The following is a 12168-nucleotide window of genomic DNA, read 5'->3' on the forward strand; positions in this document are numbered from 1 at the left end:
CTTTTGCGTTATATTTTTGGCTTGTACCAGCTAAAATAGCGATGCGCTGCGGATACGAGCCCCAAAACCGACTGCAATAACAGGCGGTTTGGAGATAACAGCGCATTATTTTTCGTAAATGGTGTTGTTGATCACAAGAATATCGATGCCCGACATCAAAAATACAGCAAGCATGTCTTCAACTGAGTGAACAATGGGTTTTCCCATAATGTTAAAGCTGGTGTTCAGGACTACGGGTACTCCAGTGATTTGTCTGAAATTTTCGATTAAGTTGTAATAAGGTTCATTCCACTGCTTTTTAACACTTTGCAAGCGGCCGGTGTTATCAACATGAACCACAGCAGGCACTTTACTTCGCACAGCTTCTTTAAATACCAAAGTACGTTCCATATAAGGCGACTCTTGATAATTCTCAAAGTATTCTTCGCCATATTCATGCAAAATTGAGGGGGCAAATGGCCTAAACTCTTCTCTGAATTTAACGCGAGCATTGATAATATCTTTCATGTCAGTTAAACATGGGTTGGCTAAGATAGAGCGGTTACCTAAAGAGCGGGGACCAAATTCAGCGCGTCCTTGTGCCCAACCAATAATTTTACCTTCAGCTAAGAACTCTGCAGTTTTTTTATAGACATCATCACCATGGTCTGTCACTTTTAAATGACTATATTGCGCAAGTTTGTCGAGTGACTTTTGTTTAATAACACAGCCTGTATAGGGAGATTGGATTGTTGTTTCAGGCTGCCACTGGGGGTGATCTTGTTGATAACTTAAAAGGGCTGCACCAATGGCATTGCCATTATCGGCAGGTGCTGAGGGCACATAAATATTATCAAATTTGGACTGTTCTAACGCGGTGCCCATAAAGGATGAGTTTAATGCGCAGCCGCCAGCAATGGTGAGGTTTTTCGATGGGGCGTGCTCGTATATAGCGTTAATGAGATCCATAAAGATTTCACTGAATACCAATTGGCCGGTATAGGCAAAGTCTTTGTACTGCTCAACCGATTCTCCCGGCGCGCGCGCCATGCTTTTAATTTCTTGCATGATGGCATTCAAGTTTTTGGGCACTGCGAAGTTCCCGTTTTTAACTTGTAACGACGAACGTAGCAAGTTATATACTGTGTCATCTTTTTTACCGTATGGCGCAAGCCCCATAACTTTCCACTCTTCTCCTTTGAGCGGATCAAATCCGAGGTTTTCACAAATAATGGTGTAAAACAATCCTAAGCTTTTAAACGAGCGCTTTACTTTGATGGGCGCAGGGGTAATAACGCCATTTTTATAGGTGAAGTAATCAATACTACTTTTTTCCCCCATGCCATCAACAATTAAGCAAGACGCTTCACTGAATGGGCTATTAAAGCAGGCATTTGCTGCATGGGTTAAGTGGTGATCGAAGTAGCGTATGTCAGTTGCGGGCTTTTTTCGGTAATTACCGACGATGAAGTTTCGACAAGACGCTTCAAAAAACCGAGACAAAGTACGACCCGCAGCAGCATGAGAGGCTCTGGCAAAATAAAATTGATCCTTAATGTCTCTGGTATTTACATCAATATTAAATGAGAAGGTTTCTAATACGCTCAATAAAATGTTTTCAAGGATATTGGTGCTTTTCGATCGACCTTTACTCCATGTTTTTGCAATCACCAGCTCAGTACAATCAGCGCAGTATTGTTTGAGTATTTCTTCTATGTAATAGGGGTTATCGGGCAGACAATATAAACCTCTTTTATATTGTAAGAATCGCTCTGCATCTTCAGCAAAAACTACGTTGCCGTGGGCATCAACAATTGCCAGTGCAGGATCATGGAATGATGTTGCTAAACCAATATAATATTTCATTGTATCTACCAAAGTATTTTAAGTGTTTGTTTCAATTTAAAAATGAGTGTCATCTTTAAGTTGCTGCTCTATTATTAAGCGCGAGTAAATTTAAATGCATTGCAGCTCGTCAAGGGCAAAGTAGCCATTAAAGTTGTGCAAATACACAACGGCCCTTTGGCCAAAAATAAGCGTGGCCTGTGAGCGTGTTGTCATAATAGGGTTTGTCATTGAAGTGACGTGCGTAATACTGCGAACTTGCGTGCCAATAGGGTGATGTAAGTTCCAGTATTCAACGTGTTGCTGTGGGCTTAACTTGGACGGCTCAGCCTTTGCAAGCATGGTTTCAGTTTGACGCTGTTCTGCTGGTACAGGCGTGTTAATCGGGCTGACATGTGATTTTGTCGTTAGTGGATTAGTATCTAGGCGTGTTGAATGCCGACCTGTATCTTGCTCGCTATTTTGCGCTATATCTTGCGTGATGTTTTGTACTAGCTTTGTGAGTACTTTTTTTGGTCCAAGCTCTTTAAATTGCATGTTACCTTGTGCGTACAAGTATTGGATGCTGTGGGTCCATTTCACGGGCTGGGTCATTTGTGCAATCAAATGGTGCTTTATATCATCAGGTTGATAAGGTAAGCCTGTAACGTTGGCAATCACAGGCGTCTGCATTGCTTTAAAAACAGTATTATTAATGACCTTTGCAAACTGTTGTTGGGCATCTGCCATGTAACGAGAATGAAAGGCGCCACTGGTATTGAGTGGAATAAATCGCCCACCTTGTTGTTCAATTATGGCTTGGCTGTGCGCAATGTTTTTAGCCAACCCAGAGATCACAATTTGCTCACGCGAGTTAAAGTTTGCAATATCGATGCTGCGTAACTGTGGGTGTTCAAGACAGCTTTGGAGGGTTTTTTCATCGATATTTAAAATTGCCGCCATTGCACCTTGTGGTGCATTACTCATGAGTTCCCCTCGTTTTATGACCAGCTTTAAGGCATCTTCAAAGCTTAAAGCGCCAGATGCATAAAGGGCATTAAACTCTCCCAAGCTGTGACCCGCTAAAAAATCAGCTGACTGTCCAGATTGTTTTATTTGCTGATGATAGGCGAGGGCATTAACGACAAATAGGGCCGGTTGTGTGTATTGGGTGTTATTGAGCTGTTTATGTGTATCGTTAAGACAAAGCTGCTCAATGGAATAGCTTAAGAGCTTATCAGCAAGGTTTGTGAGCTCTGGAAACTGCGCAAAAAGCGTTTTTCCCATACCAACATATTGAGAGCCTTGACCCGGAAATAAATAGGTGTTCATCATTACAAAAGGCCTTGTTTTACTGCTGGGCGGATATGGCACTGGGTTTACTAAAAGCAACGAGTTGCTGTGTTTTGATACTGAGTAATTCAGCCGTTTCTTGCATGAGTTTATTGGCAATATCGGCCACGTGGCGATTTTGCCAACGCTCAAGTTTTGAGCCTTTTACCCATTGATTAAAAGCACCGAGTGCAGGGCCCGTATGTACTTGAAAGTTCACTTTGTCTTGTGTGGTGCCCGCAAAGGCCAGTTTCATACTGTAAGAGAAGTACCACCGGAATATTCGCGCCATTTTGTATTTGGCATCTGTTTGCGCTTTAATGATGTCATCGGCTCTGTCAGTTTGAGTTAAATATTGTGCAACTTCTTGCCACACCTCGTCGAAGCTTTTTTTAAAAAACTTCTCTTGTAGTTGGGTTTGTATCGTCGTTGGCAGTGCATTAATGGAGTCGTACTGTTGATACAACTGAAAAAGTTTATTCGCACGGGCCGGAAAAAACACCCCTTTTTTAAGCACTTGTACTTTTGAACCTAGCTCGAACATATCTCCTGCAGGTGCGTAGTCAGTGTCTTGTACGTTGATGCTTTGCAGCATATCTTTAACTACATCAGACGTTGCGGCTTCAACGGTGCATTGGTTTATCGAGCCCGTCATTATAAAATCAGCGCCCATGATAAACGCCGCAGCGGCTGAAGTTGGTGTGCCTATACCGCCAGCCAAGCCAATACGCGGAGCGTGCGCAAAGGGCTGCGCTGATACGACGCTATCACGTAGACTTTGAATTGCAGGGAGCAAAACACTGGGTTGGCCTTGGTCGGTATGCCCACCGGAATCGGCTTCAACACAGATATCGTCGCACATTAAAATAGACTGGCTCATTTTGGCTTGTTCAGGCGTTATTTGGCCACGCCTGAGCAGCTGTTCAATGATACGCAGTGGAGCAGGTTGTAAAAATGCATTGGCCACCTCAGGACGAGAAACTTTAGCAATGATTTTATAGTGTGATGCGACTTGATTATCTGTACCTCGATATAAACCGCTAACGCGATACAGCACTAACGCGGGTGTCATAGATATAAAAGCAGCGGCTTCTATACACGGTACTGCGTACTTCAAATACAGTGACACTAAGGCCATTTCGTGCGCTGGGTCATTCAGGTTGCACACTAAATTTAACCCATAAGCTTGCCCTGTTGTTAGGGCGCGCTGTATGTGCAGAAGGTCATTTTCAATCTGATCTAAGCTACAGCCACCGGTGCCTAAAAAACCCATTAATCCAGCATTTGCCATCGCAACAACCAGCTCTTTGGAAGCAATACCGCGATACATCGCCCCTGACAAATACGCATATTTTAATCCGTAGGCCTGCCTAAATTCATATGAGCCCAAACTATCAGGTGTGATACAAAACTCTTGAGATAGGTGTGGCAAAGGCGCATTGGTACTGATATCGGGCACCTCTGAATTTGAAATCGGGGCTACTCTATTTACGCCTGTCTGCATGCGAACTCTACGTGTGATCTGTGTAATTACGCGCAATAGTGAAATACAAATATGGAAAGATTGTGGAGAAATGAAGAGCTGAACTTTTAAGGTAGCGTAATGTATTGCTATTTAACATTAAGTATCTATATATCAGTGGCTTAGTTTTTTTGTAAATTCAATATATCAGTTTCCACCTCAGGTAATTATGAAGTGTTTAAGTCAATGTCAACATACGTCAGCAGTTACTGTCGTGCTTAGTGATTGTCAGTAAAGCTTTTTGATGTTTTTGATGTTTTTGATGTTTTTGATCCAGGTTGGATTATTTATAATGTAAAGCGCCAATGATGCTGAAATGCTGTGTAATATTTTTTGGTTAATAGGAGTCGTCATTTTAGCTTGAGAGGTAATGAAATGATAGCGAACGAGCTAGCAGCAGAGCTTGATTTATCAAATCAGAATGTGGACCCACTTAAGTGTTAGGGCACAAAAGTATGTGAGCTGTGAAAATATCATTGATAAAGCCGTGATAATTGCTCTAATTGCTCTAATGGCACGATAAAACGTACTGAGGAATGCAGGGATAGCTTAAATGCGACAGGCAAGCCGAGAAAGTAGGCTCGAGACAAGTTACGCCACTAAAAGCAAATTCCCATCGCATAAATAACACCAAATCTGATAAACCGAGCAGGTAGCGGCTCAGTCCAACAAGCGATTATGCAGCAAAAAAACGTGCAACATAAATACTAAAGAGTTAGCTGTAAATGAATAAATTAAAACGTTTTGCGTACATTATCGAATTTATGATTGGGTTTGCACCATTACTATTGTTATTAATTTTAGGTGTTGTATTTAGCCCAGTAATTTTTGTAGGCTTATTTTCTGGTGAACTAACAGTTCTCTTGTATGCTACATTAGTTTTATTTGGCTTGTGTGGGTTCTGGGGAGCAATAAGTTTATTAGTTTTAACTTTGCACCCAGAGCGGGAGAATACTAAACCTAAAAGGCTAAAAGTTTATGTTGCATTAGGCGTAATATCTTCAGCCATTGCAAGTTATTCAGTTGGCGGTACAAATATATACTTATTGCCTTTTATAATTGCTCCATTATTTGTAACGTTACATTTTGTTTATGTTCAAAGGCGTTACTTGGCGGGTAGTACAGCTAATACATATGAGCCTTAACTCTATCAATAGGCACTAATGTTCTTTTTGACCGTTTTTATACAGTGATGGCTAACTCTAAATCAATAAACGAGTAAGATGGAGCAGTCACAAATTTATTGCATAATAGGGTGGCATTACATTGCAATGCTGAGCGTATAATTATGTGCCTGTCCCATTACTGTTATTGTCTGGCCTATAGCAGGCTTATTGTTTGGTGTAGTCATGTGGTACGTTACCGAGAATAAGTATAAAAAAGAAATGGCTAGGCGTGGTTAACATATTACAAGAATTTAAAGCGGGACTGCTAACAGTTTGCTCGGTTTTGCTTCACATTCTAGCAAACTATTATCAACCCCTTAAATGGGCTACATGGACTCCCCATTGTCAAGCAACAGCATTATCTTATAGTCAGATGGGACAGTCACAAATTTCTTGCATATATAGTATAACTACACCCAAGCCCATTTTTTGTACAATTCTTATAATGAATCAGTAGCGCTATGCATTCGTAGGTTAACCAAATCATACTAATATGGGCAGCTCTGTTGACTAGAGTTGGCCGGAACGAGCATGAGATGCGGCAATTATTAATGTTCCAGTAAACTCGTAAATCAATTAAAAGGTTTAAAATACAGGTGGGCCTGTAACTGGTTTTGATATTGTGTAATAAGGGCGTAATAGAAAATATTAAGCACAACGCTTAATATTTTATGGTCATCACATTGACTTAAATTAACTATGCACCTTTAAGAAGGAAAGAAAAATGAACTGGCCTTATCAAAAACCATTAAGCGTTATAAGTTTGTGTTGTATATGTTTGCTTCTGAGTGCGTGTTTTAAAGATAGCGTGGCGAAAGATAACACCATTACGCAAGAACAAATTGAGAAATTTAACATTATAGTGAATGAGTACTGCGACAAAAACAAACAGTTATTTTTCGGCAGTATATATGTGACTTCCGGTGAAAGCGAGGTGTATAAGGCTAACTGTGGACCACAAAACATTCAAAAAGAGGTGCAATTCAATACGTCTGACTCTAAATATCGTATTGGTTCAAATACCAAGGCGTTTACGGCAGCCATTTTGTTAAAAATGCTCGCTCACGAAGATCTCAAAACCAAGACCATTGGCGACTATTTACCTTGGTATCCTAATAACGAATGTAAGAAAGTGTCACTGCACAATTTGTTGAGTATGTCGTCAGGTATTGACGATTACAGTAATAATCCTGAGGTATTTTTAAACTGGGGTTGGCGACCCTACTTGGGTAATGCAAGTTTAGATTTAAATGGCCCTGAAGCGTTTGCGAATGGTTTTTGCACCTGCACAGAGCAAGGAGATAAACCCAGTTTTACACCAGGTTCTAAATTTACCTACAGTAACTGTAACTACTACCTAATAGGCAATATTATCGAACAGATAACAGCAGGTAAACAAGGTGAAATTGACCCGAGTTATTACTTTGGGAATATCGTAAAAGAGAAAATATTAGATACGCTATCTATGCATGACAGCGGAACATTTAACGCCATTGGCATCTATGAGAACATGACAAACGGCTACGTCTATAAAGAAAACCCATACTTGCCATGCACGACGGGCCGTTTACCTCCAACAGGAGGGCCTGCACCTTATGAAAATATTTTTCTAAATCCGTACAGCAACCCTTTGGTGCTGTATTCAGCAGGAGATATGTATTCTACAGTCAAAGATATGCACAAGTGGGATCAAGGGCTATATGGCGATAAAATTTTAAATGCCGAGCAAAAGGAAAGGGCGTTTGCACCTTATCAAAGAACCGAAAATAAGAACGAATGTGAATACTTTGGTTACGGTTGGTTTGTTACTTATATCAACCCCAGTGAGTATGGGATGGTGGCTGATTGTCCAGATAACCTCACAGATTTCGATAATCGAATGAAGGAATCGGACGAATTGAAAAAATATGAGAAATTTTTACAGTACTCAGGTAATTATCCTTATTCATGGGTGACCAGCTTTTCAAGACTGCTAGAGCGTGACCAATCCGTGATGGTGTTTAGTAATTATAATAAAGTTGGTTATGAATCAGATTGTATCGCGGAAGAGATCCGCAATATTATTTTTTATAACGACGAACATCGAAGCGAACAATGTCAGCAAATCTTAGATAATGGCGAAGCATTGAAAAAAAAAGTTGAGAGTGTAAGAAAGCTTAATTGGAAAGAATGCAGAGATACTACTTCTGAGTGGCAAGGTGACTGAGTTTCGAGTGAAATGGGACAGGCATAAAATGTTTGCATGTCCCTTTTATTTTACATCCTTGTTTTGCTGGTTATGTGGATAGAAGTCAAATAAACAACATTGAGCTCATCGATTATTAAAGCTTTAGTTGCGCTTTAAACTGCTCTTTATAGCGACGTGAAAGGGAAAGATCTTTACCTGTATGCAGTTGTATTTCACTGTCTCCACTGGGTAGAGAGGTAATAGAGTCAATGGCATCAAGGCGTACTGCGTATGAGCGATGGATACGGCAAAACCCTTGCGGTGCTAATTGGGCGCTAAGCTGTGTTAATGTTGCTCGCAAAGGGTAAATACGCGCCCCGATATGCAAATTAACATAATTACCTGATGATTCGAGCCAATCAACTTCATTTACTTTAACAATGAATTCTTTCCCAAGCTTTTTGACAAGTAAGCGATCATATTGTGGCGTGGTAGGTTCTTCGCCTTCTAGAATAGGTGCTGCTTCTCCACAGAGTTGCGAGATGATGTAGTTGTAGGCTTTAATAACAAAAATGAGGAAGATGAACCCCCATAAATCTTTACGGTATTCGTAAATTAGTTCAAACCATAAAACACCAAAGTCATAATATCTATCTTGTGCAAAGTAAATTAATTTACGCAGCATAACCATAATGAATACATGCGCTAGGCTAAATAGAACCGATGCCAGAAAGTAGCGCAATACAGATGAATATATTCTCTGCCAGTTAAATGGAAAAGTTTTTAGTAACCATACAATTGCAGGTAACACAGATAATGTACCTACCGCACTTGAGTATTCCCACACAAAGGGTTCCCACCAACTAAATGACAAACTTGACTCCCTTTGAGCCTCCATAATATTTGATGTAGCGTTAATGGTATTATTGATAAAAATATACCCGCAGAGAAGGAGCCACATATAGCGTTCTTGATAGTTTTGTATGTGATTGAGGCTTGGCATAAATTCACTTTTAAAAACAGGAGGTATTGAGCATATCAAGGAGTGGGTACATTACCAACTATCTTATCCCTGTATGCCACCGTTTATCCCTACTCATTGTTTTATAAGCACTCTATGGTTTATATAATTCAGCGATTGGTGATACTGAAGGTCCGTTTAATTGATAAAAAGTACGTCATGAAAAGACTGTTTAGTCGTGTGGTAAAAAAGTTGTTTCATCCCTGGTTGGCGATATTTGATGTTGAGCATGCGTTTTCTACTCGACGCTACGATTTGGATTGGCTACGTATATTGGCATTTATTTCTTTAATATTTTATCACTCAGGCATGGTGTATAGCCTAAATTGGCCGTTTCACTACAAAAGTGCTTATTTAACGGAGCTCGTCGAGTATGTGATGCTGATTTTTTCACCCTGGAGAATGGCGCTTATTTGGTTTATTTCAGGGGTTGCACTCAGGTATTTGGTTGCAAAATACTCGTTAAGACATTTCGTTGTTACGCGTACAGTGAAGATACTCTTGCCGTTACTCGTTGGAGTATGGCTTGTCGTACCCGTGCAGCTTTATGCTCAAATGAGCCAAGAAGTTGGGTTGAAAATAACGTTTAGTGATTTTGTTGTACAATTTGTCGACTTATCTAGTCCGATATTTAAAGACTATCAAGCCGGTATATGGCCTCATGTAGATGTAAACCACCTCTGGTATTTAAGATCATTATGGCAATTTACACTGTTACTTTTAGTGCTATTACCGTTTTTACATAGTCGCCGTTTGTCTCGGTTAATTTCGCCTGTTTTTGAGCAATCACGCTGTGTATTATTTTTATGTTTGATATGCCCAATATGGTTATTGAAATTCTATAGTGAAAGTGAGTATTTTCGTTACGGACTAGGGTTTGTATTTTTACTGTATGGATATATGCTGGCCAGGCAATCAAGTTTATTTCAATGCTTGAAACACCATTGGCAGTCTTTGTTGCTGATTTTTATTGCTGGCTATCTTCTGATATTGATTGGATATGTTCAAATATGGAAAAACCCAGAGGCGGAACAGTGGCAAATAGACGTGCTGAATCTAGTATATGTGACGCAAGGGCTGATAGGGGTCAGTTTAATGGTGGCATTAGCTGGGCGTTTTTTGAATCACAATCATCGTTTTTTACCTATTTTGAATAAAGCGGTATTTCCATTTTATATATTGCATCAGAGTGTTGTCATTGCGTTAGCCTTTTGGATAACGCCTTGGCAACTCGGTGCAGCATTAGAAGCTTTGGTTATTATTGGCGGTACGTTTGCTGTGTGTACAGCGCTATTCTCAGTAATTTATCGCTTTGATGCGCTGCGACCTCTTTTCGGTGTGAGTGTGAAACACCAATATACTTACGCACAGCGTTGTTGGGGATATGGAATAGGCTGCGTTATTATCAGTCCGCTTGCTTTAACTCTTATCTTTTAGAGGGACACATTCGTAGACTCATACTGTGCCACTGTCACGTTTATGTTAGAAGTAAGATGCCAAATTGAAAGGCTAATCACAGTGCTTTTGTATATTTAGCTCGCGTAAATCCGTAATAACCTGATTTATAGTTACTTATCAAAAACGCGTCATTCTAAAAATATTTAAACTACTATCAAATAGGTAAGTTATTTGATTTGGTAGAATATTGATGATAAACACCTCAATCATACAAATAGCCGTTGTCATTGTTAGCATTTCAATAACTGCAATGGCGACTGAAATGAAGAATGTCATGGGGTATAAAGATCAACCTACACCTCCTTTCATCGGTACAATTAATGATAATTCTGGTTTGTACAACGACCTATTTAAAGCCGCAGCGAAAAAAGTTGGTGCTAGTTTGGAAATAGTCCGCTTCCCTAAGAAACGAGTACATTTACACTTGAAAAGTGGCTCTTTGGATTTCTATCCAGGGGCATCATTCTCCCAATCTAGGGCAGAATACTTGTATTATTTACCAATGGGTTTTGGGACAAAAGAAGTTGTTATCACGTCGAAACATCATGCAGATATTGCTGACATGTCTCACGTATCAGGGAAGTTATTGGTTGAGTTGGGCAGCAGCAAACTTAATTACCACAAAAAGTATCCTAACTTAGACATTGTGCAAATGAGTAACTTACCCATTAAAAATGTGCTGTCAGCGTTAGCAATTGGGCGAGGCGACTTTTTTATTAGCGATGTTGAGCCCATCATTGCTTATATGAAACATCATAATATAAATCGCGAAGCGGATATTGGAATAAAAATTCATTATAATGCGATAAATCAGAGTCTTATTCCTATGTATCTTGGCTTTTCAAGAAAGTCTCCGTTGTTTCAAGAAGTATCAAACCCGAAATATGACCCCGATAACCAGCTATCAATAAGTAACTTTCCAACGCTCATTGTAAAAGAAAGTGTGGCATATCAGTTTTATTCCGCACTACAAAAAATGAAAGAACGTGGAGAATTAGAAGCGTTGTACTCAGATCATTTTGAACGCTAGATGGTCACCGCTTAAGAATATCGAATTTTCGATAACAACCATCATTATCACACTTGTGCTGAACGCCTCCTTTTGCTTTTTATATGCGATATCAAAGTAATAACATGAAGTGACATAGAGCCAGCGTTAGGTCGGTGCTTCAGTCATTTTTCAGTTAAGTTCATTCACTGCAAACAATGACCAAAGTATTGGCCGAGTAATTGTTAGTTCGCTTGATCCTACGTTGATTTTATAAGGATAAAGATACATAGGCTAATACATCTCGATGATAACAATTATTTTATGGATGAGATGCGAGGCGAAAGTTTGATGTCTGGTTGTTTAGTATCGTGTTGGTTTGACATTACTTAGTTTCAGTAATCAACGACAGCGACCCTTACGACTCGTTCTCTAGAGTTAATTGATACAATGTTAGTGAACTCGGATGATATTTTGGGCCCGATACAGGAAATACTTTGTATTATACAAGTTTAGAAAGCAAACACACGCTACTTACTAGGCAATGTGAAAAGTTACATGCTTAACAATTACACAGTAAAAATAACTAGTTAAATAGGGGAAAGTATTAGGGGGATTAGTCATGCACTTTCGGCAGTCGGAGCAAATTTAAAGTGACTGCCGTATATAAATAACCAGCAGCAACCATTTTTTTTGATTAATGGTGAGAAT

General features: G+C 39.7%; 8 protein-coding genes. 4 read left to right on the forward strand and 4 right to left on the reverse strand.

The window, feature by feature from the left end; genetic code table 11:
• Positions 1-105: 105 nt before the first annotated feature.
• The 3 genes from J8M01_RS10775 to J8M01_RS10785 form a co-directional block, all read right to left on the reverse strand.
• Complete coding sequence (locus J8M01_RS10775; protein WP_211057969.1) at positions 106-1845, reverse strand: carbamoyltransferase C-terminal domain-containing protein; 1740 nt, start codon at positions 1843-1845, stop codon at positions 106-108.
• A 90-nt stretch (positions 1846-1935) separates the two neighbouring features.
• The gene (fabD, locus tag J8M01_RS10780) at positions 1936-3138 is read right to left on the reverse strand and encodes an ACP S-malonyltransferase (RefSeq protein WP_247671102.1); all 1203 of its coding nucleotides are present in this window, start codon (positions 3136-3138) and stop codon (positions 1936-1938) included.
• Positions 3139-3154: 16 nt separating this feature from the next.
• On the reverse strand, positions 3155-4639 hold the full coding sequence (locus tag J8M01_RS10785) for a PfaD family polyunsaturated fatty acid/polyketide biosynthesis protein (RefSeq protein ID WP_211057970.1): 1485 nt from the start codon (positions 4637-4639) through the stop codon (positions 3155-3157).
• A 743-nt stretch (positions 4640-5382) separates the two neighbouring features.
• On the opposite strand from J8M01_RS10785, the gene J8M01_RS10790 reads away from it, so the two are divergent.
• The gene (locus J8M01_RS10790) at positions 5383-5802 is read left to right on the forward strand and encodes a hypothetical protein (RefSeq protein ID WP_211057971.1); all 420 of its coding nucleotides are present in this window, start codon (positions 5383-5385) and stop codon (positions 5800-5802) included.
• Positions 5803-6547: 745 nt separating this feature from the next.
• Positions 6548-8029 (forward strand): serine hydrolase domain-containing protein, encoded by a 1482-nt coding sequence (locus J8M01_RS10795; RefSeq protein WP_211057972.1) that lies wholly within the window; start codon positions 6548-6550, stop codon positions 8027-8029.
• Between the two features lie 115 nt (positions 8030-8144).
• Here J8M01_RS10795 and J8M01_RS10800 read toward each other — a convergent pair whose 3' ends face one another.
• The gene (locus J8M01_RS10800; RefSeq protein ID WP_211057973.1) at positions 8145-8993 is read right to left on the reverse strand and encodes a LytTR family DNA-binding domain-containing protein; all 849 of its coding nucleotides are present in this window, start codon (positions 8991-8993) and stop codon (positions 8145-8147) included.
• Between the two features lie 177 nt (positions 8994-9170).
• On the opposite strand from J8M01_RS10800, the gene J8M01_RS10805 reads away from it, so the two are divergent.
• Positions 9171-10448: an acyltransferase gene (locus J8M01_RS10805; RefSeq protein ID WP_211057974.1), complete on the forward strand. Its 1278-nt coding sequence runs from the start codon at positions 9171-9173 to the stop codon at positions 10446-10448.
• Positions 10449-10659: 211 nt separating this feature from the next.
• Positions 10660-11499, forward strand: a complete 840-nt coding sequence (locus tag J8M01_RS10810) for a transporter substrate-binding domain-containing protein (protein WP_211057975.1) — start codon at positions 10660-10662, stop codon at positions 11497-11499.
• The last annotated feature ends 669 nt before the right edge of the window (positions 11500-12168 follow it).

It is taken from the genome of Pseudoalteromonas sp. MMG005, from assembly GCF_018101015.1.
Taxonomy (GTDB): Bacteria; Pseudomonadota; Gammaproteobacteria; order Enterobacterales; family Alteromonadaceae; genus Pseudoalteromonas; species Pseudoalteromonas aurantia.

Bases quoted from the DNA above. Each gene is read 5' to 3' on its own strand.
- J8M01_RS10785 (WP_211057970.1), bottom strand. From the start codon at position 4,639: ATGCAGACAGGCGTAAATAGAGTAGCCCCGATTTCAAATTCAGAGGTG.
- J8M01_RS10795 (WP_211057972.1), top strand. From the start codon at position 6,548: ATGAACTGGCCTTATCAAAAACCATTAAGCGTTATAAGTTTGTGTTGT.
- J8M01_RS10805 (WP_211057974.1), top strand. From the start codon at position 9,171: ATGAAAAGACTGTTTAGTCGTGTGGTAAAAAAGTTGTTTCATCCCTGG.
- J8M01_RS10790 (WP_211057971.1), top strand. From the start codon at position 5,383: ATGAATAAATTAAAACGTTTTGCGTACATTATCGAATTTATGATTGGG.
- J8M01_RS10800 (WP_211057973.1), bottom strand. From the start codon at position 8,993: ATGCCAAGCCTCAATCACATACAAAACTATCAAGAACGCTATATGTGG.
- fabD (WP_247671102.1), bottom strand. From the start codon at position 3,138: ATGATGAACACCTATTTATTTCCGGGTCAAGGCTCTCAATATGTTGGT.
- J8M01_RS10810 (WP_211057975.1), top strand. From the start codon at position 10,660: ATGATAAACACCTCAATCATACAAATAGCCGTTGTCATTGTTAGCATT.
- J8M01_RS10775 (WP_211057969.1), bottom strand. From the start codon at position 1,845: ATGAAATATTATATTGGTTTAGCAACATCATTCCATGATCCTGCACTG.